We start from the raw sequence: 23213 nt of genomic DNA, 5'->3' as shown, positions 1-23213 counted from the left end.
TTTTGAATTTGGTTTCAGTTTATCACTCACTGTATTTACATAATACGAAACTTAGGGCAAGTAATTGGAATTTCTGTACCTAGTTTATGGCTAAGTGACCAACTAAAGAAATTCAAGCTAACTTTGTATCTATATAACGAAAAAAACGCTATTCTTTTTGTAGAAAAATACAGAAAGGATGGCGTTTTGTATGACTCTATCGATTCAATATGAGTTTCATTTATTCGCTGAAGAATTACAGCGATATCTATCCCCAAGCATCCTTCAACAGCTCGCACAGGAGACGGGTTTCGTAAAACGTAAAAGTAAATATGGCGCACGTGATTTGGCCGCTTTATGTATTTGGATTAGTCAACACGTAGCAAGCGATTCTCTTACTCGATTATGCAGTCAGCTTTATACAAATACAGCTACACTCATGAGCCCAGAAGGACTGAATCAACGCTTTAATCCAGCAGCTGTCGCATTTCTTCGAGAAGTCTTTACTTCTCTTCTCAAACAAAAACTCTGTTCAAATCAATCACTTTCTGCACATATGATCTCTACTTTCAATCGTATCCGTATTTTGGATGCAACAGTGTTTCAACTGCCTGATCAATTGGCTACTGACTATCAAGGTTCAGGTGGGAGTAGTAATACGGCAGGCGTAAAAATCCAATTGGAATATGATTTACTTAGTGGTCAATTTCTTAACGTGCAGCTTGGACCAGGAAAGAATAATGATAAAACATACGGTACCATCTGCCTTGAGACCGTAGAGACCGGCGATTTGTGTTTACGTGATCTTGGTTACTTCGATTTAGGAGACTTACAAACTATTCATGATAAAGGGGCTTACTACATCTCGCGGTTGAAGTTGAATACGCGCATTTATATCAAGAACCCTGAACCAGAATATTTCAACAATGGTATGTTAAAAAAGCAAACAGAATACATCCAGCTTGATATGACACAAATGCTGTCTGGTCTAATCCCTGGTGAAACGATGGAAATCCCCGAGGCATACATTGGTCAAAATCAGAAACTTCCAGCACGTGTTATTATCCATCGTTTAACCGATGATCAAACGCAAACACGTCTGAAAAACCAAGCGATACGTGAAAAGAAGAAAGGCATTGTCATGAAGGATAAAAGTAAACGTTTAATGGGCATGAATGTATATATCACGAACACGTCGCTAGAAGAAGTACCGATGAACTACGTGCATCCATTATATTCACTTCGTTGGCAGATTGAAATTTTGTTTAAAACGTGGAAGTCACTCTTTAAAATTGATGAATGTCAAAATATAAAAAGAGAACGCCTAGAGTGCCATTTATATGGACAACTCATCGGCATTCTCCTCTGTTCTTCTACGATGTTTCAAATGCGTCAGTTTCTGCTTGAAAAGAAAAAACAAGAGCTGAGTGAATACAAAGCGATTTATATGATTAAAGATTACTTTCCATTACTGTTTCAAGCGATAGCCGTTGGCACAGAAAAACTTTTAAAAATTTTGCATCGCCTTTATCAGCTGCTCAAAAAGAACGGTCGTAAATGTCATAGGTATAAGAAGATGACCGTCTTTGATATTCTAGGGATTGTGTATAAAACGACAGTGAAGCATAGATAAGCTGCCTAGCGAAAAAATCACGTTTTAATAGGCTTCTTTAGCATGCCTATTTTTCTATCAATTACTAGTTTTGAACCAAGAATCGTTTCATATCTAGTAAGTTACTTGTTTAGCTTGATGGACATGGGGTATACACGCAAAGCAACTAAATCTTTGGCTTGTTATTTACTAGTTCGTTGCACAAACCCTACATTTCTAGCAGGATCTCGTAAAATATTAGAGGATAAAAGAATTGAATTTCTTGAGTAAATAGTTAAGAGTTCTCTATATTTTTAATTATTTCTTTTTCAATCTTCTCAAGTTATTTTATCTAAAATATGATTAATGTGCGCCACTTAATTTAACTAAAATTTTTGCTTGCGCTTTATCATGAATTAACGCTTCAAAACCTTGTTCAGCAATATTATCTATATCAACTTTGCTTGTAATAATGGATTGTGCAGGTAATCTTCCATTAGCGAGTAATTGAATGACCTCATTATAAGTTTCATTACTGTACCCCACAGATCCCAATAATTTTACGCCACTAAAGAGTAAGGAAGCAGGAGCATTAAATTGGATATCTTGAGTATGGAAGCTGATAACCATCATTGTGCCACGAACTTTAGTTGATTGAATGGCTTGATTAAATGTTGACTCAACACCTGCAGCTTCAATTGTCACATCTGCTCCATCTGGGAATAATTTACGAATTTCTTCTACAGGGTTTACTTCTTTAGCATTAAAGACATGCGTCGCACCCACTTCGGTTGCTTTGGCAAGCCGACTATCAAATAAATCAACAACAATAATATTAGAAGCACCTGCAGCTTTTGCACCTAAAACAGCAAATAGCCCAATAGGGCCGGCGCCATAAACAACAACAGTATCTCCTTCTCCTACATTTGAATCCTTAATTGATTGGAATGATACAGCTGCTGGTTCTACCATTGCTGCTACTTCTAGTGATAAATTATCTGGAATTTTAAAAATCGTTTTTTGTGGAAGTATCACGTATTCAGCAAACCCTCCGTCGATTTGTGCACCTACTGCGTCTAAAGTGATAAAACGTTCAGTTTCAGCATTTGAAGGATCTTTAAGCATCATTGGATAAATACATACTCTGTCCCCTTCTTTAAATTTTGTTACCAGGGAACCAACCTCTGCAATTTCACCAGAGAACTCATGTCCGATTACCATATTCTTATTCATTGGTACTGAATCTGGATGCAAGTATGCATGTAAATCAGAACCACAAATACCAGCCCATGCCACTTTAACTTTTACATCATTGGGTTGTAACTCTTTTGTTTCTCTTTCCTCGATACGAATATCTTTTTCACCATACCACACTGCGGCTTTCATAAAAAATCCTCCCTCAAATAATTGGAATATTATATATAATTTTCATTTAATATTAGATCGTAATTCGTTTTTTAAAGCATAACGGTAATTTTATTTTGCTCTTTAACCTTACTCATTCCTCCTTTGCTATGTTCAATAATCTATCATAGGTTTTTAAGGAAGACGATGAGCAAAAAATAATATACGTCTCGAATTGAGACATTTGTTTTAATTTGGTTCATTTATCAATAAGTTCTTAGAAATCTGAATCAACTCTTCTTTTGTATAGGAATATTCATTGCTTAACCATTTTTTTATAATCTCAAAAAAGCCACTACAGTAAAAATCACACAGTACCATTGGATAATCTGAGTTTTGGATTTTTTTCGAAAGCGGATCATTATATTCCATTGAGTTTTCATATAAATTTTCTGCACCAAATCGAATCAATTTTTCGTATAACTCAAGGCTATTATTTTTACTAGTAATATTAAAAAACAATGCACGATTAACATCTATGTATTCAATTATTTCCTCAAACAATGTATGTTCTAAATCCAATCCTTCTTTTGTTTGTTCAAAAAGATTGATTGCGATGGAATTTGATACATCGCTAAATAATTCATATTTATCCTCATAATGACGGTAAAATGTGCTTCTATGAATCATTGCTTTTTCACAAATATGATTGATTGTGATGGATGAAAATGTTTTTTCTTTTAATAAATCCATAAACGCATCTTTTATTATGTTTTGTGTGCGTAAACGTGTGAAATTACTCAATTTTAGTATCCTCCTATATTGAATCTAAGTACTGCATGAATTTGTAATTGTTTTCCTAATCCTTATCTCCTTTTAGTATGCCTAAATTAATGATAATCTGGCATTTCCCCACGAATATAATCCTTTTATGAAACTGAGATGGATCATATAAATTTGGCTCTGGCGCGAATATACCAGAGCCAAAATATTTAATTTAGTTCACTTTTTACAGGGAAAGAATGTAATCCATATATAGAACTACTATTTGAGATAGGAACAGGAAGATCCTGGTCAATAAATGAAAATGATTTATATCTTTTTATTAATTCCGTTAATACAATTTTCGCTTCTAATCTAGCTAGAGGAGCACCTAAACAAAAATGGATGCCATGTCCAAATGTAAGATGAGGATTACGTCTACGATATATGTTAAAACTATCGACATCTTTGAATTGATGCGAGTCACGGTTAGCTGATCCAACCCAAGCTGAAATGATTTGGTCTACTTGTAAAGTTTGTCCTTTTAATTGAATCTCTTTTTTTACTCTGCGTACAATTCTTTGAACTGGTGAACGATACCGCAATACTTCTTCAATTGCTTTCGGAACAAGAGATACATCCTGTTGTAATTGATCATAAACATTTGGATGTTCTATGAAGCAATATAAAGCGTTTCCAAGTAAATTGGTTGTTGTTTCATTTCCCGCTACTAAAAGTAGTTTACAAAACGGTACTATTTCTTTTCCTGAAATATTTTTGTCCGCTTCACTTTGAACTAATAAAGAAATAATGTTATTTGAATCTTTTTTGGATTTCCCTCGATTGGATTGTATAATTTCTTCAAAAAACTCTCCTAATTCATTTTCTGCTTGTAAACGTGTATTAAAAAATTCCTCCAAATAATCCGAATCATCATGACTCGGTGAACTTACGATAATATCAGACCATCTCTTAAACCTTTCCATATCCTTAGCAGAAACACCTAACATTTCAGCAATTACTATAACTGGTAACGGATAAAATAACTCTCTAACAATATCAAAAGTTTCACGATTAGATAATTGATTGAGTATATCGTTTGTGATTTGCTGGATTCTAGGTTCCCATTCCCTTAATGCTTTAGGAGTGAAAGACCGATTTACAATAGACCGAATTTGCGTATGCTTTGGCGGATCCATCCCAAGAATACTTTGTGGAAATGGAGACTTTTTCTTCTCAGGCATAATACTAGAAAAGTACTCTTTATCCTCTAAGACAGTTTTTACATCTTCGTACAAAAAAACATTCCACATGTCTGCCTGATGATTAAAACAAATAGGCTCCTTTTCTCGCATCTCTTTATACCATGCAAATGGTTTATACGGATCTTCTAAAGCCTTTTTTCCCATCAACTTATTTGTAGGAATCATAACAACTGATTGATAAGGTGTTTTCATATACAACAATCTCCTCTCAAAAAAATTTCATTACACCGAATAATATTCACCGAATGTCATTCGGTGTAATGAGGATTATACAACAAGAACCAAAATATTCAAACTACTTTTTCGGTTTTAAAATATCCGTTAATATATAAATAAGGGGGAATAGACATTGCACAAAAAAACTCTGACAAATAGAAAACAACAAGCTTTACTAACACAGAACAATATATTTCATGTGTTTTTAAATTTAATGAGAGAAAAGAAATTTGAAAATATAACAATTGAAGATATTTGTAAAAAAGCAAATGTATCAGTAGGAACTTTTTATCATTATTTCACTTCCAAAGAGGATATTTATAAAAAATTATTTCAACAAATTGAAGAAAATCTACATGTTGAATTAGAAAATATAGATCAACATACAACAATGCAAACAACTATTTTAACTTTCTTCCAATGCATAGCTGAATATACAACTAAATTAGAGTTACATATAAATCTTCTTAACGATTTCAACAAAAGGTCATTTATATATGAGCCTTCACTCATTTACGAAGCTCTAAATGGCTTTGTTTACAAAGGACAACTTGAAAAAGAATTAACAAATGATATGAGTGTAGAAGAAATAACAACGTATCTTTTTACAATTGCTAGAGGACTTATATTAGATTGGTGTCTTTTAGATGGAAAATACTCACTAGAACAGAGAATGAATACTTATATGAATTTAGCATTGAAATCTTTAAAGCCTTAAATTTTAATCAAGCCCTACGCTTTGTTGCTTCATTTTGTACATTTCATTCAGTTTTATTTTTTCCAGGTGTTAAAGCAGCTGGAATAAAAGAAAAAGCATGCCCCTTCTTTATACTGCGAGAAGGGCATGCTTTTTCTTTTTTTACAATACAACTTATAAATCCCACATCAATCCATTTCAAGATAGTTAATTTCCCTTTTCCTATCCCCTCGGAAAAGGAGAATAACAGTCAAAATACATATAAAAAATCAAGAAAATGAATATTTCATACAGGCTAGTTTTAGTACTGTGTATACTTTATATCGTTAAAAACCCATTAAAAAATGAACCACTTTGAGATATATGTCGCATTTTGAAACACATAAACATTTTTGATTATCGTTTTCCTCTAATGCCTATGATAAATTGCTATACATAGCTAGCTTACAATTATATTTCTAAAAATAATATTTCACCTTTCATAAAAAATAAAAAGGAGTTTTTAAAATGAAGAACCGAGTAAACCCAGCATTATTACCAGGCTTAGAAATGTATCCAGATCAAGATTTACGCCCAGAGTGTTTGCCAGTAATGAGAGAAGAAGCATCAAAAGTCTTCCCTCCTACCATTGTTGATGAAACTCTTTCTGTAACAAATGAAGTCATTGAGGGACCTGATGCAAATCCATTACGATTAAAAATTTATCGTCCAAAATCAAATAATGAATCCTTACCTGCTCTGTTGTGGATACATGGTGGCGGATATATCTTGGGATCTATAAATGATAACGATGATCTTGCTGTAAAAATTGCAAAAGAGGCTAACTGTATGGTCGTTTCTGTAGATTACCGTTTAGCTCCTGAACATCCTTATCCAGCTCCAATTGAAGATTGTTATGCAGCATTAAAATGGATTGCTGATAACGCGGAGACATTGAACATTGATTCGAATCGAATTGGTGTTGCAGGAGTGAGCGCTGGTGGCGGACTAACAGCTGCATTAACATTATTAGCCCGTGATCGCCAATATCCTTCTATTTGTTTCCAAATGCCGCTTTATCCAATGATTGATGATCGTAATAACACACCTTCTGCCAATGAAATTAAAGAAGGGTTTGTTTGGAATCAAAAATCAAATGAAGCTGGCTGGAAAATGTATTTAGGAGAATTACATGGAACGGATCATATTCCCGCTTATGCAGCCGCTGCTCGAGCAGAAGATTATCGTAATTTACCACGTACCTACACATGCGTTGGTCAATTGGACCCATTCCGTAGTGAAACATTAACCTATGTAACCAAACTTGCAGAAGCTGGTGTTGATGTCGAGTTCCATTTATATCCTGGAGCTTATCATGGGTTCGAAATGATGCATCCGGATACTGATATATCTATTCACGCTTGGAATGATTATGTGCGAGCAGTTAAAACTGGTTTCGCAAGAAAGTAACTAAGGTAGCTACAAAAAATTTCATAATAAAGGAGAATTTTTAATGAAGAATAGAGTTCATCCAGAATTAAGAGAAATGTTTTCTGTATTACCTGAAGTAGATAATAGTCCGGAAAATTTCCAACAATATAGGAAATGGGCTAAAGAATCTTTTACTGCAACAGTTCTATCATCGAATGATGAAGTTACTGTATCTAATCGATTTATACCTGGGCCTGAAAGAGCGCCTGAAGTTAGAGTTCGCATTTATGAGCCAACTAAAAAAACAAAAGCTTTACCTGGGGTCCTTTGGATACACGGTGGTGGATATCAAGTGGGATCACCCGAAATGGATGACAAACTTTGTGAAAAGTTCGTATTGGAAGCCAACTGTATAGTGGTTTCGGTTGACTATCGATTAGCACCGGAAAATCCATTCCCTGCACCACTTGAGGACTGCTATGCAGCTTTACAGTGGGTTTCTAATAATTCGGAAGATCTTGGTGTCGATTCTTCTCGAATTGCAATTGCCGGAATGAGTGCGGGAGGTGGACTAACAGCAGCCCTTGCCCTTTTAGCAAGGGATAGAAAGGGACCTTCAATTATATTCCAAATGCCACTATGCCCTATGATTGATGATCGTAATATAAAACCTTCTGCTTTTGAGATAACGGATTCAAAATTATGGAACAGAAAAACTAATATCTCTGGGTGGAAAATGTATTTAGGTTCAGTTTACGGTGAAGAGGTATCCCCATACGCTGCTCCAGCTCGTGCAACTGACCTTACAGGACTTCCACCAACTTATACAATGGTGGGTGAAATAGACTTATTCCGAGACGAGACAATTGAATATGCGAATAGATTAATGCAGGCTGGAGTACCAACAGAATTTCATGTTTATCCTGGTGGCTACCATGGATTCGAATTAATAGTGCCCAATGCTGAAATTAGCCAAAGAGCTGAGGAAGAATATATCGGTGCATTAAAGCGAGCATTACAAAAAACAGAAGTTTAAATATATATGAGGATTTTATATAGCATATAGTAAAAAATAAGAGAAAGAGTCTATGAAGAGAGCAGCTCCTCTGTCACTAAGTCTTATAGAGATAAAAAAGTACTGGCAATGCCAGTACTTTTTTATTATTATGCTCGCTGTTCAACATTGACTCTTTTAATAAAGAACGAGATTATTAATCCAACAATTACTACAATGATAGCAAAGATAAAGGTATTTTGAACACCGTTTGTAAAGGCCAGAACTTGGTTTAATGGATTTTCTTTATCAGATACTGTCTGAAGGAAGCTTCTTGAACCTGAGGAAAGAATTGAAATTCCAACAGCTGTTCCAATAGCACCAGCAACTTGTTGTAAGGTGTTCATAATCGCTGTTCCATGCGGGTATAGTTCAGGTGGCAGCTGATTTAATCCGTTTGTTTGAGCTGGCATCATAATCATTGAAATTCCAACCATAAGTGCAATGTGTAGTGCAACAATAAATCCTGTAGATGTTTCCAATGTTAAAGTTGAGAAACCATACAGTGCACATGCTACAATGACAAGTCCAGGAATAACTAGCCATTTAGGACCAAAACGGTCAAATAATCCCCCCATAACAGGCGAAAGAATTCCATTAATAATTCCTCCCGGTAGAAGCATAAGACCCGCTGCAAACGTTGATAACGCTAATGATGTTTGTAAGTATAATGGTAAAATCATCATCGTACAAAGCAGCACCATCATGCATACTAAAATTAAGAGAAGTCCAATAACGAACATTGGATATTTAAAAGCCTTAAGGTCTAACATTGGCTCATCCATCTTCATTTGACGAAGGGAAAATGCAATTAATCCAACGACTCCAATAACAAGAGAAAGAATAACGTGTGAGCTTCCCCAACCTCCACTTTCTCCAGCGCTACTGAAACCAAATACGATACCGCCAAAACCAATTGTTGAAAGAATGATTGAGAAAATATCGATTCTTGGCTTTGTTAGTTTTGTTACGTTTTGCATGAAGAATGTACCAAATACTAATGCAATAATTAATAATGGGAGTGAAATCCAAAAAATCCAGTGCCACGTTAACGTTTTTAGAATCAACCCTGAGACGGTTGGTCCAACAGCTGGAGCAAACATAATGACAAGCCCGATAATTCCCATAGCTCTTCCACGCTTATGTGGTGGAATAATAACAAGAATGGTGTTAAACATAAGTGGTAAAAGTAAAGCTGTTCCTACTGCTTGTACAATGCGGGCAATCATTAATACGCTAAATGTTGGTGCAATAGCTCCAATTAATGTTCCGATAATGGAGAATACAAGAGATGCGATAAAAAGCTGTCTTGTTGTAAACCATTGAAGAATTAAACCTGAAATTGGCACAAGAATTCCTAATGTTAATAAGTAGCCGGTTGTCAGCCACTGTGCTGTTGTCTCTAGAATATCAAAACCTGTAATTAAATCTTTTAACGCCATATTTAAGGCTGTTTCACTAAACAAGCCGATAAATCCAGCAATAAGAAATGACGTAATAATCGGGAGAGCTCTGATGTTAGAGTTCTCTGCTGTTGTTTGTTGATTCCCCATATTAAATTGTCTTCCTCTCTCTTACCTAATTCTTTTATTTGAATTTTCGATTTTAATAACCTTTCCTTAACACCTCGTGGCACTCCCAAATCAGCTCTTCTATTCCCGTCTGGCCTTTCAGCCTACGGCGAACGATTTCTGAGGATAGATTCTGGACTTTGAGCGCTCTTGGTGCTCTTCTTTCGAAGTATGCCTGAAAGGCTGCTTCAATGTCATTATTGTTTTTGAGCTCTTCGGCGAGAACGATTGCATCCTCAATAGCCATGGCTCCTCCTTGCGCAAGAGTCGGAGCTCCGACGTGGGCGGCGTCTCCTCCAATGACGACGCGGCCTTTGTACCATGGCTCTTGCACTGCGACTTGTTCCAATTTGTTAAAAATAACAGGGTAATCTTTTGACATATGCTTTGTAATAAAATCAAGTCCCGGAAAGCCTAAGAGAATCTCTTTGACTCTATTAAACCGGGTATCTTCCTCATCCCAGTAATCGCTGGCGCAAGGCTGGAGCACAAAGACATAGCCGGCGCGTTCAGCTAATGGTACGACGCCGATTTGCGTTTCTCCGCTTATATACATCAATGACGAATCCTCAAATTTGTAATCAGGAAGCTCGAAATAAAATCGCCACGCTCCCATACCGAGATGCTCTTTTTCTATTTCCTTTTGCAGCATCATATTCCTTACAGTTGAATGAATGCCGTCAAAACCTACTAAAATATCAGCCTTTATCTTTTCTCCGTCGTCAAATATGGCAGAGACCGATTCAGCCCTTTCTTCATAAGCAACAACCTTTTTCCCCCACTTGATATCTACACCCGCTGCATCAGCATGCTTGATGAGAATATCACTTAATGTTTTTCGCGGGATATTATTGCGCCCTGGAAGTGTGTCGTCTAAAAAGGATTCACTGACTTGAAACTGCAGATTCCCCTGTGCATCAAATGTTTTCAGCCATTTTGTTTGAAAGCCATGTTCACAACACTCTTCAAATACATCCAATTCTTTCAAGACAGCCAGTGCGTTTTGCGGCATAAGAATCCCCGCACCGGTTTTGCGATTTTCTAAAGCCGCCTCGCACAAGGTAACAGAAAACCCTACTTTACTAAGGGAAATAGACGCTGACAATCCGCCAATTCCCCCACCAGCTATCAAAATATGTTTCATATAAATAACCCCTTTTAGTTCTTTAAAAATAGTTAGGCGCCTAACTACATTACTTTACTACATCCTCAGAAAAATTGTCAATCATCTTTAAGTCAGGTTGTATTATGATATTAACTCCTTTATAATCGTGTCATAACTAACGAACGGGAGCTTATTTTAATGGAATTAAAACATTTACCTAAATATAAATATTTAACAGAACACACCGAGACGTATTCCAATATAGATGCCAGTTCTCTTGAATTGTTTTTATCTCTATTTGATATATCAAAAAAAATGAATCATGTGATGGAGCGTTACTTTGCAGGCAGAGGGCTGTCTGAAGGAAAATTCAAAATCCTGATGCTACTCTTCGACGCAAAAGACCACTCGTTAAGTCCGACAGAACTTGCAAAGCAATCAAACGTTACGAAAGCAACGATTACAGGTTTGCTGGACGGGCTGGTGAGGGACGGTTTTGTCAGCCGCACGCATCAAAATAAGGATAAACGAAAAATCAGCATTGAACTGACAAAAGAGGGAAAAGAACAACTGAAACAATTTCTACCCGGTCATTTCAGTAAAATCTCTGCGGTAATGGAAAACTACAGCGATGAGGAAAAAGAAATGTTTATCAATATCCTGGGAGATCTATTTGAAAAACTGAGCGTGTTTAAAGACTAAAACGCATTTTTTTGGTCCCACCACATCGTTATTCAGCTAAAATTTTATAGTATATAGTACCCCTAGAACGAAATTTTGTACTAACTTGTAATAAAATATTCATTTTTTCATTTTGAGGGTATTTGTATTGCTTAGGTTGATGGCGGTGAGACTAGTTCCATGAACGATATAAATCCAGTTGAATTAATGAAAGGTTTACCTGGCATACCTTGTGCCCTATCGCTAAAACGATTGATGTAATTCGTACAAAATGGACGTTTCTAATCATCCGTGACCTTCTTATCGAAGGAACATTACACTTTAGTGATTTACAAAATCAATGGACGGCATTAGTCCGAAAACATTATTGCTTCAACTAAAAGAATTAGAAGCTCAAGACATTATAACGAGAAAAGTATATCCAGAAGTTCCGCCTCGTGTAGAGTACACATTAACGGATAAAGGAAAGCAATTAGAGGGGATATTTATTGAATTAAAACGGTTTGGATTAAGCTTATAAAACAAAAACCCCTTACCGTTGTAAGGGGTTTGATTACTTCGCAAAACTTTCAGCTAACTGTTTTTCTCTCCACATAAATGTAATAGCGAGACCCACTATTAAAACAACTCCTGAAAATGCATATGGATAATGAATATTCATATCAAATAATATTCCGCCCATCGCTGGTCCTGCTATATTTCCTAAACTCGTATAAGTCGAGTTCATACCAGCAACGAATCCTTGCTCTTTTCCAGCTGCTTTTGATAAAAACGTCGTTAAAGCTGGGCGAAGCAAATCAAATGCAAGGAAAATGAAGCACGTAACGAGAAGTACAATCCAATAATTAAAGACTACAGTTGAAACGAACGCTAATACTGCACCTACAATTAAACAGATTTGAATTAACACTTTTTCACCGAATATATCAACCAATTTACCAAACATAAATACTTGCACAACTACCCCAAAGATTGAACTAATTGTAATAATTGCCGCAATATCTTTCGGTGTGAACCCAAACTTATGATCAGAAAACAGACTGAACACCGTTTCATACGCCGATAAACCGAACGCAAGTACAAATACGATAATAAATGCAATTGCATACATTGGATGTAATGATTTCTTTAAATCACCAATAAAGCTTGATTCTTTCGTATTAGAAGAAATCTCTGCAAGCTCTTCTTTCGTTAACGGTTCTTTTAAAATAAAGATCGAAATGACACATGCTATAAAAGCAATTGCAGCTGCAACGAAAAACGGTACACGTATACCGTATTCTGCAATAAATCCGCCGATTCCAGGTCCTATAATAAAGCCGGTACTAATAGCAGCAGATAAATATCCCATCGCCTTTGGACGTTCCTGTATAGATGTAATATCCGCAACATATGCCGTAACACCAGGCATAATAAACGCAGCACTAATTCCGCCTAACACCCTCGCTGCATAGAGCATCCATACATCTGTTCCTAATCCAAAAAGAAGCTCTGAAACACCAAAAATAAATAATCCAATGATTATCATTTTCTTCCTACCATAAAGGTCGACCCACCGGCCTGTAATAGGTGAAGCAATAAGCTGAGCCATTGCAAACACTGCAACGAGATATCCCATCGTCTTACCTGTTAAACCCATATCATTCATAAAGGACGGCATAACCGGAATGATTAATCCAATCCCTAAAAAAGCGATAAATATATTACTCAAAAGAATGACCAATACCATCTTTTGTTCTTTTATCGGTTTCTTCACTTTCAACACCTCTTCCCGTAAGCTCCCCTCAAAAAAATAATGCCCAAGAAGCTTTTTCTTTATCCTGCTATTTGTGGGCTAATCATGAGTAGAGATGCCCCTACTCGTTAGAATTTCACTGTATCCTTCCACACATACATACGCATTAGGTGAATGACTATCATTCAGTTTTCCTCAAAAATGAACCTACCTTCTCAGACAGGTTCATCTCACTATTTCTTTATATGTAATGCATGTGTTAAAAAATCTAGTACTTCTGCCTTTTGTAGCTCAACTTGCTCATCATCTTTATGATCATATAAATACACTTGCTCCGCTGCTGATTCAACTAGAGCGATAAATAACTTCGCTGTTCGCTCTGCGTGAACCGAATCACGAATTTCACCCGCTTCTTTCGCCTCATTTAAAAATTCACTTAGCCACATATAAAGAGGCTCATACACAGCTTCCCATTCTTTTATATGTTCTGTAGATGCAAGACCCGCATACATTAAAGCTTGTATTTCACGATATTCAGCTATGAAGTGAAACACCGCATCTATTACTTGCGTTACTTTACTTGAGAAAGGCGCATCGTTTTGCACTTTTTCTTTTACTGCAAGTATCATCTTTTCAACCATCACTTCTGCTATTGCAGGCATAACAGATAACTTAGAAGGAAAATATAAATAGAAAGTTCCTTGTGCAATGCCAGCTAATTTCACGATATCAGAAATCTTCGTTTTTTCAACGCCCTTTTCCTGAAACACTTCAATCGCTGCATAGACAATTTTCTCTTTTTTATTCATCATCTAAACCCTTTCACACGCGTATTGAATGACTGTCACTCATTTTATAAGATAATCGATTGTACTGTCAATGATAGTGAACTTTGCGAGGAAATCATTTTTTCATAATAAAATCTCCTAACAAAAAATTAGGAGATAAAAATGCCAAATACCTTTAAGAAAGAGCCTTTAACCCTGTCACGCCGCATACAATAAGAGCTACACTAATGATACGTGCTTTACTTTTCGACTCACCAAACAGGAACATGTTTAATAAAACGGCACCTGCTGTTCCAATACCAATCCAAACCGCATACGCGACACTTACTTGTAAAAATAAGAAAGATGTATACAAGAATGCAAAGGATGTAGCAAACCCACCTATATAAAGAGCCCCATTTGCTAATGTTTTATCTTTACTATACATTTTAAGACCGATTACACCGACTATTTCACTAATTGCAGCACAAAATACGAAAAACCACCCCATCTTTAAGCAGCTCCTTCCATAGTATCTTCTTTATTATCAGCTAGCTTTAAACCGATAACGCCAGCTACAACCATCACGATAAAGAATAATTTTCCTACACTGAAACTCCCGCCGAAAAGGAATACATCCATTAAGAAAGTACCTACCGTACCAGCTCCGGCGAAAACAGCATATACAGTCCCTGTTGCAAGATGTTCACACGCTTTAGAAAGGAAGTGAAAATCAACAGCGATAACTCCTAAAATAATAATCCAATGCCACCAAGTATTGGCTGTATTAAAACCAAACACCCAAAAAATTTCAAAGATACATGTTAATATGACATATAACCAAGCTTTATTTTTCATACCTCTCACCTCTTATGACTGACTATCAGTCATTTTTGTTTTAAAAAAAATATGCTCTTTCATCCCTACTATATATAAACAACTATCATCCTCATTTACCTTTTATATTTGTTCCGTTTTCAAACTAACTACATCCTTCCAAAGAAGAAATGACTGAATGTCATTCATATATATTGTACATGAATATTTTAAAAACTGTCAATGCCGAAAGTTTATTTAAAATTTCTTTCATCCGATTTGTATATTTCCTAATAATCTGTCAATACTGCTAGTAACATAATATTTTCTCCACTCCCCCTTGGAGAGATCCCTTGAATAGAGCAGTTAGCTTTTGCTAGCTGCTCTTCTTTATTTGCCAACACACTATGAGATCAAATCCATGTTTATCCTATAACTAAGGAGCGAATTTTGTTTTCTATTTATTTTCCAAAGAGGCCTTGTATGCAATAATTTTATTCTCAAGCATCTTCTCTGTAATTACTAAATTTTCTCTTTGATCTTGAATAGATCTCCTATGATCTTCTAGGAGCTGTAAACGAGCTTCTGTTGTATGCTCCCCTTCTGTATATAATCTAGCGTATTCTCTTATTTTCGCTATTGGCATTTGCGTTTGTTTTAATTTCATTACAAACTGCAACCACTTTATATGTGACTCTTCGTAAAGTCGATTTCCATTTGTATCACGATTTGCAATTAATATATTTTCCTTTTCATAATAACGTAGTGTATGTGTGCTCACGCCTAATAATTTTGCTACCTCGCTAATTGTGTACATACTAAAACTCCCTCCACATGCTTACCCTCATATATTTTACGGCCTTATCAAATTTATAAAAAAACATTTGACTTAGAGTATACTCTAACAAATAAAATCTAACCATAATAAATTCATTTGAACTTAGGGGGATTTTATATGAAATACACGGTTATTACTGGTGCAAGTTCTGGAATCGGTTATGAAGCGGCTTTAGCCTTTGCATCTCGCGGAAAAAATTTAGTACTTGTAGCTCGAAGACAAGAAGAGTTAAACGAATTAAAATTGAAAATTAACGAAATGAATCCAGCATTGGATGTTGTCATTCGAAGAACGGATTTGTCCATCACAGAAAATGTTTATAAGCTTTATGAAGGCCTACAAACTTTTCAAATTGAAACGTGGATTAACAACGCAGGTTTTGGTAATTTCGCCTCAATTGCTGAACAAAATTTAAATAAAATCGAAACGATGTTACATGTAAATATAGAAGCACTAACGATACTTTCTTCTCTTTTCGTTCGAGATTATTCCGTGGTTGATGGCACACAACTTATTAACGTTTCATCAGGCGGTGGATACACAATTGTTGCTGATGCTGTTACGTATTGCGCTACGAAATTCTATGTAAGTGCATTTACAGAAGGGTTGTCTCACGAATTGAAGGAACAAGGCGCAAAATTGCAGGCAAAAGTTTTAGCACCTGGTGCAACTGAAACAGAATTTGCAAAGCGTTCATTTGATATTGATGAATTCCAATACGATAATGTTGTACCGAAATTCCACACTGCAAAACAAATGGCACAATTTATGCTCGACCTTTACGATAGCGATAAAGTTGTAGGGCTTGTCGATGGTTCTACTTATAACTATGAACTTAAAAACCCCATTTTTAAGTTTGCAGTAAGAAAAACGAATTCAAGTTCTTAATTTCCCCTAAAACACAGATGCCCACTATTACGTAAATAATAGTGGGATTTTTTCTGTCTGAAAAATTCACCCAACATACCGAATCATCGCCACCTCATCACAATAATCAACCTTTGGACAATGCCTACAATCAATCCATACTTTCTCTGGCAATGCATCTCTATTCACAAAATCAAACCCGCACTTTTGAAAAAATTCCGTTTCATATGTTAAAGAAATAACTCTACTCACTTTTATTTTCGCAGCTTCATTCATGACATGATTCACTAACATACGTCCAATCCCTTTTCCTGCATATGTATGCGAAACGACTAACGACCGGACTTCTGCTAGATCCTCCCCTAATACATGTAAACCAGCAACTCCAACAATTTCTTCTCCATCTTTCATAACATATAAACATTGTAAGTATTGATAGAGAGATAAAAGAGAACGCGGTAAAACCACTCCCTCTTTTGCATAAATCTCAATAAGACTATAAATTTCTTTCACATCACTCGTAACTGCGTTAAAGATTTTCATATTCTATCCCCTTGCCCCCAATATTAATATTTATAACTCGAAATGAATTTTAATACATAATTTTATATAATAATACATCTCTCCTTCCCCCTCGTCAATCACTTTTCTTACCCTTACACAAACAAAAAACCAAGCGATCTAATCGATGCTCGGTTCCTCATTTCGTATCGGTAATACCGTCGAATATTTAATTTCACGAAGTGCTAAACTCGTCTGTATCTTTGTAATACCAAGCTTATTCAGCTTTCTAATAAACTGCTCTAATTCTTTACGATCACGATTTGCAACCTTTAATAAATAATCATACTCTCCTGTTAAGCAGTGACATTCTAACACTTCAGGCATCGCTTCTAATTCTTTTTCCAACACTTCAAGTTTATCCGATTGATGAATATTCGTACTCATAAAAATGAAGCATAACAAATCAAAACCAAGCTTTTCTTGATTTAAAATAGCTACTTGCTTATCAATGAACCCTTCTCCATCTAATCTTTTTATTCTTGCATGCATTGCAGCTGGTGATAAATTAACACGTCGTGCAAGCTCTGCATTACTTACTTGTGACTCCTTCTGTAATATATCTAAAATTTGTACATCTAAATCATCCAACACTTTAATAACAGACGACTCCATTATAATTCCCCCTTATTTCTTACCGATGATTATTCGAAAAAACACCTTATAACTTATATAAAACTGAACATCTTTCTTTAAATATCATTTATAACAAAACATTTTATCGATTTTTATCCATTATACAAAAGAATATATTACACAATAAAGAAAAATGCTAAAATTATTTACAATTCACATTGATTACAACAAAGGGGATTTTAATATGCCTTATTTTTATGTCTTTTTACTATTACTAACGAGCTTATTATGGGGAGGAAACTTTGTCGTTGGAAAATCACTTGTTGATCACGCATCTCCAATGACACTTACAAGTTTAAGATGGATGATTGCGATTGTTTGTTTATTACCGATGGTATGGTTTAAAGAAAAGAAAATCATTCCACCACGCGCGGCGATACTTCCGTTAATATTGATGGGAATTTCAGGGGTTGCTCTTTTTAACATCTTTCAATTTTTAGCATTAGAAAAAACATCCGCAACAAATGTAGGGCTTATTTCTACATTAAACGCGATTTCTATTGCACTATTTTCTGTCTTATTTCTAAAAGAAAAAGTAAATACACTTCAAATTCTATCCATGATTCTTTCATTCTTTGGGGTTATCCTCGTCCTATTAAAAGGTAACTTTGCACTTTTATTTTCATTACATTTTAATAGCGGCGATTTATGGATGATTGCGGCTGTTTGCATTTGGGGAATCTATTCTGTTTGTAGTAAATGGGCAACAAAAACAACGACACCACTCATGGCGACGCTTTACTCTGGTATTTTCGGCGTTATTTTATTACTACCATTTAACATAGGAAGCTTCACTGTTACAAATATCAACACTTCTTTTATAACATCACTTTTATATACTGGACTCATTTCCACAGTTCTTTGTATGGTATTTTGGAATGTTGGCGTACAAAAATTAGGAGCAACTACATCCGGCATTTTTCTAAACTTCAATCCCATTTTCACAGCTATTTTAGCATTCCTTTTCCTCGGAGAAGAATTAACGTGGATTCAAATTTTAGGGACAATGATCGTTGTGACAGGATGTTATTTATTTTCCCATTTCAAAACAGTTGCTGTTCAGCCAACTAGAGCTTTAATGCGAAAACATTCTTAATCCAAAAACATCGCCAGCGAAGTGGCGATGTTTTTATTTACGTTTCATTTCTTTCACATACTGCTTTTCTTCTTCTGGCGATAAACGTTCTGTCGCCTTTCCAGTATCACCACCTTGAATTTCCCACAAAAAGTTATGCTCCTCAACCGTTTGTGAAAAATCCCCTTTCTCCCAGCGCTCCAAAGTAGAAAGTAACTCTGACTTATATTTAAAATTCGTACCGCTTTCTACTGCGTTCTTCGCACCACGAATTTCCTTATTTGTCATTTCAATAAATCCCCATTTTTCAGAGGATTTCACTTTTTGATGTACCATCCTATGCATTGTAGAAATAATTTCAGCTTCACTAACTTGTTGCTTCTCTTCCTCTGCTTTCTTTCCTTGTTGTCCCATTACTTTTTGCGCTTTAAGACTCTTCTCCTCTTCTTCTATATAATTAATACCTTTAGTAACACCGAATACAGCTCCTATCGCAATTACGATCACTGTAATTGTCCCTATAATCCATTTTTTCATATTATGTATTCCCCATTCCCCTAATAATCACATAAACAAATGGAATCGCCTGCACACAGTCGATTCCATTTGTTTCCTTATTTTATTTTAAACCTTAAGCGCTTCTCGCACAATATAACTATCCACACATTGCTTGAATTTTATGATTTTTCCATTTTCAAGTTGCCATATATGAACAAATTCTGCTTCAAATGATTTTCCCGTTTCTTTATAAACTCCTGAATACATACCTTCAGCAATAATTACATCTTTTTCACTTACTTCATGATACGTATTTACACTTGCTTTATAATCATCCCATTCTGATCCTAATTGGCTAAATACATTTTCCATTATAGCTTCTACACCGATATAAGTTCCCCCGTACGGGAATCCTTCTGCCTCTGTCCATTCTACTTTTTCAGAGAGGGCTTCTGCTAAATGTTTTGCATTCGAAGAAGCTGATCCTTCATATGTACTTCGAATAATTTCTAAATTTGATTTAGACTTAGACATGTTACTTCCTCCCGTTTTATTTATTTTTACACAAGATGTAACACATGCAGTTACATCTTGTGTAAAAAAATATTAAATTGTTTTATTCTTAATCTATAAGTTGTAATCATTATAGTTACAATCGTTATTCAAGTCAACAATTTATAAATAAAATCTACTTCGTTTTCATTACTTTCTCTTTTATGAAACGGTCTACATATCCTTCTGCTTTTACAACGAATAAATACGCACCCATTGATAATAATGCAAGGTCTAATTCATATCCTGGATTCTTTCCATCTCCTAATAAACCTGCTGCTCCATTTACCTTTACGATAGCTCCAGCTAAAATAAGAGCGAATAACAATCCTACATACTTTACGCCTAAACCGATAATTAATAATATACCACCAACTAATTCAACTGTTGCTACGCCATACGCTAGACCACCCGGTAAGCCAATGCTTGTAAACCAGCCTGCTACGTTATCGATACCTGATTGAAACTTCGCTAAACCATGTGTAAAGAACGTTACTCCTAACACGATACGAATAATTAAATTCCCAATATATTGATTCATTTTTTTCTCTCCTTTTTGTTTTGTTATGGTGAACTTTTATTTACAAGTCAAAACAATACGGTATTTCATTTCATTCGTCAAATACTTTTTTAAAGAAAACAAAAAACATTATCCCTTTTACGGATAATGTTTTCCTACAAAGTAGCGTTAATTCAAGCTTTTACTCTATCGCACAAAAAAGTTGAAACATTTTTCCAGCGCCAACATACGGCAATAAAGAAATATCCTCTTCTACAACCATGCCAACAACGTTCACTTTCTCATCTACAGGCAAATCATGTATAGCAACTTGCATCTCTCCTGCATATCTACCGTACAATTCATTATCAATTGTAATGCTGCCTTTCTTTCTTACAATTGCATTCATTGGCTGTAAAATCACTTTATGTTCTTCTCGTGATTCTACAGACCGAATGACATCACGGGCTGGATCCAGCCTATTTGTATGCACTTGCTCCACCACTTTTAATACTTCATTATCAGTTATAAATGATTTGTAACGCAATGGAATAATCCCTCTACTCGCACTCGCTATCTCTTGTACACTTTCTACACTTCCGCTTATATCCCCGATTAACACTTTATCAACACCACAATGTTGTACAAGTTCTAAGTACGCTTCGAGCGGTCTCATATAACGATGCTTTTCTAGCGTCGGTAAGCCTTCATATAGTGGACCACGCTTTTCACCATCTCCCGGAATAAATGCCATCGTTTTTATTCCGCACTCATGCAAGTATTGGTTTTGTTTTTGTAAAAAGGACTTTGCTAGTCCTGTTTCTGGACGCGGGTAAAAATTATGCCACGCTTCTACATTCTCGACCCGTATCTTTTCAGTAATTAACTCTTTCCAAAATGAATCTGTAATCGTGCTCGCATTTAAAGCTACTTTCATCTTGTGAGATACGCGTGCGATTTCTTTTGGCGCAATGCCGTAGTCCATTCTTAAGCCTGTAATGCCCCAGTCCAGTAGATCCTCCACATTTTCATACGTCATCCCTAAATGGTGTAACGATTTTGGAGAAACATCGACCATTAATTCCATGTTATTTTCAAGAGCTTGTTTCCCAAGTATTTGAATTAGCTCTTTATACGTACCAGGGTCATCTTCAGGAATGTGCAATGATGTAAAAATAGATGAAAACCCGTTTTCCTTCGCTACTTTTAGCCACTCTTCTTGCTTCTTTACTCGTTCTTTTGCAAGGTAAATTGAAACTCCAATCATATGAATCTCCCTTTCTATAAATAGAAAAAGAGAAAGGAATCCCTTTCTCTATATGTTTTCTGCCATTTCTTCTTTAAATCCGAAGAAGTACGTAAAGATGAATCCGAACGTATATGCCACTACTAATCCAAGGAAATATAATAAATATTTATTATCAGCAATTAACGGAATTAACGATAATCCTGATACACCAATTCCGAGTGCTGCTGTTTTCATAACTGCTTGGAACGCACCGCCAACTGCTGCTCCTAAACAAGCTGTAAGAAACGGTTTCCCAAGTGGTAATGTAACCCCGTATAATAACGGTTCACCAATTCCTAAAAATCCAACTGGTAATGCCCCTTTAATTACGTTACGCAGTCGTTTGTTTTTTGTTTTTACAAAAATAGCAATCGCTGCTCCTACTTGCCCAGCGCCAGCCATTGCAAGTACCGGTAATAAAGGCGTTACGTGCGTTTGATTAATAAACTCCATGTGAATCGGTGTTAAACCGTGATGTAATCCGACCATAACGAGCGGTAAAAATGTTCCAGCAAGTACTGCCCCAGCAAACGCTCCGCCAATACTTAAAATACCATTAATTCCGCTCGTAATTCCTTCAGATAAGAAACCTGCTACCGGCTGAATTGCTAACATCGTTACGATACTTACGACTAACACAGTAATAAGCGGCGTTACAATAATATCAACTGCATTTGGTACAGCTTTTCGAACTTGTCTTTCCACTACAACCATAAGCCACGCTGCAAAAATAACTGCAAACAATCCGCCCCGTCCGGGTACGAGCGCTTCACCAAATAACTTTACGTTCGCCATCGCCGGATTGAAAATTAAAATACCAGCAATTGCCCCAAGAACTGGTGTCCCGCCAAACTCTTTCGCTGTATTCCAACCGACTAAAATGCCTAAGAATGTAAAGATACCGCCGCCAATAAGTAGTAACATTTGTAGCCATGTTGCATTCGGATCAGCGCCTGCGTTTTTCGCAAAGTTAGCAACCCCGTTTATAATACCTGACGCAACAAGACCCGGAATTAACGGAATGAAAATACTTCCTATTTTTCTTAAAAAGTTTTTCACCGGTGTATTATTTTTCTTCTTAATCTCTGACTTCATCTCTTGCCCAAGATCTTCAAGGCGATGATCTGCCACCTCACCAATTCGCAGTCCCGTTAAACCTTCCATCTCTGCTGCTACTTTATTTACCGTTCCCGGACCAACGACAACTTGAAGCGTCTCATCTTCAATAACGCCCATAACCCCTTCAACCTTTTTCAAAAGGTCCATGTTCACTTTACTTTCATCATGAAGCGTTAATCGTAGTCTCGTCATACAATGAGCAATGCCACGAATATTTTTTACTCCCCCAAGTTGCTCTGAAATTTCTTTCGCCATTCTCTCTTCTTTCCTCATAATAGAATCCCCCT

At 36.0% G+C, this 23213-nt stretch carries 25 protein-coding genes and 1 pseudogene; 8 read left to right on the top strand and 18 right to left on the bottom strand.

Annotated elements, in window-relative coordinates; all coding sequences use genetic code 11:
* Window positions 1-190: 190 nt before the first annotated feature.
* A complete protein-coding gene (locus ACTFR9_RS25310) occupies window positions 191-1612 on the top strand; it encodes an IS4 family transposase (RefSeq protein WP_000175817.1) in 1422 nt (473 codons plus the stop codon).
* Between the two features lie 321 nt (window positions 1613-1933).
* Here the strand turns inward: ACTFR9_RS25310 and ACTFR9_RS25305 are convergent, their stop codons facing one another.
* From ACTFR9_RS25305 to ACTFR9_RS25295, 3 genes are all read right to left on the bottom strand, one after another.
* Window positions 1934-2956, bottom strand: coding sequence for a 2,3-butanediol dehydrogenase (locus tag ACTFR9_RS25305; RefSeq protein WP_000642452.1), 1023 nt, complete (start codon window positions 2954-2956; stop codon window positions 1934-1936).
* A gap of 207 nt (window positions 2957-3163) precedes the next feature.
* Window positions 3164-3718 carry a TetR/AcrR family transcriptional regulator gene (locus ACTFR9_RS25300; protein WP_000064552.1) on the bottom strand — a complete coding sequence of 185 codons (555 nt, stop codon included), beginning with the start codon at window positions 3716-3718 and terminating at the stop codon, window positions 3164-3166.
* 188 nt (window positions 3719-3906) lie between these two features.
* Window positions 3907-5133 carry a cytochrome P450 gene (locus ACTFR9_RS25295; protein ID WP_000856909.1) on the bottom strand — a complete coding sequence of 409 codons (1227 nt, stop codon included), beginning with the start codon at window positions 5131-5133 and terminating at the stop codon, window positions 3907-3909.
* Between the two features lie 157 nt (window positions 5134-5290).
* On the opposite strand from ACTFR9_RS25295, the gene ACTFR9_RS25290 reads away from it, so the two are divergent.
* A complete protein-coding gene (locus tag ACTFR9_RS25290) occupies window positions 5291-5875 on the top strand; it encodes a TetR/AcrR family transcriptional regulator (protein WP_000549137.1) in 585 nt (194 codons plus the stop codon).
* A 43-nt stretch (window positions 5876-5918) separates the two neighbouring features.
* On the opposite strand, the gene ACTFR9_RS25285 is transcribed toward ACTFR9_RS25290, so the two are convergent.
* Window positions 5919-6056, bottom strand: coding sequence for a hypothetical protein (locus ACTFR9_RS25285; RefSeq protein ID WP_000871114.1), 138 nt, complete (start codon window positions 6054-6056; stop codon window positions 5919-5921).
* Window positions 6057-6361: 305 nt separating this feature from the next.
* On the opposite strand from ACTFR9_RS25285, the gene ACTFR9_RS25280 reads away from it, so the two are divergent.
* Both ACTFR9_RS25280 and ACTFR9_RS25275 read left to right on the top strand, forming a co-directional pair.
* Window positions 6362-7303, top strand: a complete 942-nt coding sequence (locus tag ACTFR9_RS25280; RefSeq protein ID WP_000797646.1) for an alpha/beta hydrolase — start codon at window positions 6362-6364, stop codon at window positions 7301-7303.
* Window positions 7304-7346: 43 nt separating this feature from the next.
* The gene (locus ACTFR9_RS25275) at window positions 7347-8300 is read left to right on the top strand and encodes an alpha/beta hydrolase (RefSeq protein ID WP_000797638.1); all 954 of its coding nucleotides are present in this window, start codon (window positions 7347-7349) and stop codon (window positions 8298-8300) included.
* A 128-nt stretch (window positions 8301-8428) separates the two neighbouring features.
* On the opposite strand, the gene ACTFR9_RS25270 is transcribed toward ACTFR9_RS25275, so the two are convergent.
* Together ACTFR9_RS25270 and ACTFR9_RS25265 are read right to left on the bottom strand one after the other, a co-directional pair.
* A complete protein-coding gene (locus ACTFR9_RS25270) occupies window positions 8429-9871 on the bottom strand; it encodes a DHA2 family efflux MFS transporter permease subunit (RefSeq protein ID WP_000528112.1) in 1443 nt (480 codons plus the stop codon).
* A 52-nt stretch (window positions 9872-9923) separates the two neighbouring features.
* Complete coding sequence (locus ACTFR9_RS25265) at window positions 9924-11033, bottom strand: FAD-dependent oxidoreductase (protein WP_000680551.1); 1110 nt, start codon at window positions 11031-11033, stop codon at window positions 9924-9926.
* Between the two features lie 159 nt (window positions 11034-11192).
* Here ACTFR9_RS25265 and ACTFR9_RS25260 point away from each other — a divergent pair, with 159 nt between their 5' ends.
* Both ACTFR9_RS25260 and ACTFR9_RS25255 read left to right on the top strand, forming a co-directional pair.
* On the top strand, window positions 11193-11696 hold the full coding sequence (locus ACTFR9_RS25260) for a MarR family winged helix-turn-helix transcriptional regulator (RefSeq protein WP_000420689.1): 504 nt from the start codon (window positions 11193-11195) through the stop codon (window positions 11694-11696).
* A gap of 159 nt (window positions 11697-11855) precedes the next feature.
* Window positions 11856-12195, top strand: a pseudogene (locus ACTFR9_RS25255) (winged helix-turn-helix transcriptional regulator).
* Window positions 12196-12228: 33 nt separating this feature from the next.
* Here ACTFR9_RS25255 and ACTFR9_RS25250 read toward each other — a convergent pair.
* The 5 genes from ACTFR9_RS25250 to ACTFR9_RS25230 form a co-directional block, all read right to left on the bottom strand.
* Window positions 12229-13431, bottom strand: coding sequence for an MFS transporter (locus ACTFR9_RS25250; RefSeq protein WP_000742937.1), 1203 nt, complete (start codon window positions 13429-13431; stop codon window positions 12229-12231).
* A 212-nt stretch (window positions 13432-13643) separates the two neighbouring features.
* The gene (locus ACTFR9_RS25245) at window positions 13644-14222 is read right to left on the bottom strand and encodes a TetR family transcriptional regulator (RefSeq protein WP_001996782.1); all 579 of its coding nucleotides are present in this window, start codon (window positions 14220-14222) and stop codon (window positions 13644-13646) included.
* Window positions 14223-14373: 151 nt separating this feature from the next.
* A complete protein-coding gene (locus ACTFR9_RS25240) occupies window positions 14374-14688 on the bottom strand; it encodes a DMT family transporter (protein WP_000539674.1) in 315 nt (104 codons plus the stop codon).
* Window positions 14689-14690: 2 nt separating this feature from the next.
* Entirely contained in the window at window positions 14691-15035 is a 345-nt protein-coding gene (locus ACTFR9_RS25235) for a DMT family transporter (protein ID WP_000790625.1), read from the bottom strand.
* Between the two features lie 415 nt (window positions 15036-15450).
* Window positions 15451-15810, bottom strand: coding sequence for a MerR family transcriptional regulator (locus ACTFR9_RS25230; RefSeq protein ID WP_000288070.1), 360 nt, complete (start codon window positions 15808-15810; stop codon window positions 15451-15453).
* Window positions 15811-15948: 138 nt separating this feature from the next.
* On the opposite strand from ACTFR9_RS25230, the gene ACTFR9_RS25225 reads away from it, so the two are divergent.
* Window positions 15949-16719: an SDR family NAD(P)-dependent oxidoreductase gene (locus ACTFR9_RS25225; protein ID WP_061403318.1), complete on the top strand. Its 771-nt coding sequence runs from the start codon at window positions 15949-15951 to the stop codon at window positions 16717-16719.
* A gap of 66 nt (window positions 16720-16785) precedes the next feature.
* Here ACTFR9_RS25225 and ACTFR9_RS25220 read toward each other — a convergent pair whose 3' ends face one another.
* Entirely contained in the window at window positions 16786-17241 is a 456-nt protein-coding gene (locus tag ACTFR9_RS25220) for an N-acetyltransferase (RefSeq protein WP_000689149.1), read from the bottom strand.
* 138 nt (window positions 17242-17379) lie between these two features.
* Window positions 17380-17874: an Lrp/AsnC family transcriptional regulator gene (locus ACTFR9_RS25215; RefSeq protein ID WP_000446103.1), complete on the bottom strand. Its 495-nt coding sequence runs from the start codon at window positions 17872-17874 to the stop codon at window positions 17380-17382.
* 205 nt (window positions 17875-18079) lie between these two features.
* On the opposite strand from ACTFR9_RS25215, the gene ACTFR9_RS25210 reads away from it, so the two are divergent.
* Window positions 18080-18991: a DMT family transporter gene (locus tag ACTFR9_RS25210; RefSeq protein WP_046198840.1), complete on the top strand. Its 912-nt coding sequence runs from the start codon at window positions 18080-18082 to the stop codon at window positions 18989-18991.
* A gap of 33 nt (window positions 18992-19024) precedes the next feature.
* Here ACTFR9_RS25210 and ACTFR9_RS25205 read toward each other — a convergent pair whose 3' ends face one another.
* From ACTFR9_RS25205 to ACTFR9_RS25185, 5 genes are all read right to left on the bottom strand, one after another.
* Window positions 19025-19507, bottom strand: a complete 483-nt coding sequence (locus ACTFR9_RS25205; protein WP_000758765.1) for a DUF6241 domain-containing protein — start codon at window positions 19505-19507, stop codon at window positions 19025-19027.
* An 87-nt stretch (window positions 19508-19594) separates the two neighbouring features.
* Window positions 19595-20002, bottom strand: coding sequence for a nuclear transport factor 2 family protein (locus ACTFR9_RS25200; RefSeq protein WP_076855661.1), 408 nt, complete (start codon window positions 20000-20002; stop codon window positions 19595-19597).
* Window positions 20003-20156: 154 nt separating this feature from the next.
* On the bottom strand, window positions 20157-20561 hold the full coding sequence (locus ACTFR9_RS25195) for a DoxX family protein (protein WP_001077756.1): 405 nt from the start codon (window positions 20559-20561) through the stop codon (window positions 20157-20159).
* A 160-nt stretch (window positions 20562-20721) separates the two neighbouring features.
* A complete protein-coding gene (locus ACTFR9_RS25190) occupies window positions 20722-21786 on the bottom strand; it encodes a DUF871 domain-containing protein (protein ID WP_000580607.1) in 1065 nt (354 codons plus the stop codon).
* A 48-nt stretch (window positions 21787-21834) separates the two neighbouring features.
* Window positions 21835-23199, bottom strand: coding sequence for a PTS transporter subunit EIIC (locus ACTFR9_RS25185; protein ID WP_001224327.1), 1365 nt, complete (start codon window positions 23197-23199; stop codon window positions 21835-21837).
* Window positions 23200-23213: the final 14 nt, after the last annotated feature.

The organism is Bacillus cereus group sp. MYBK222-1, assembly GCF_051916425.1.
Lineage (GTDB): Bacteria > Bacillota > Bacilli > Bacillales > Bacillaceae_G > Bacillus_A > Bacillus_A paranthracis.
This window is presented reverse-complemented; position numbering and strand designations above follow the sequence as displayed.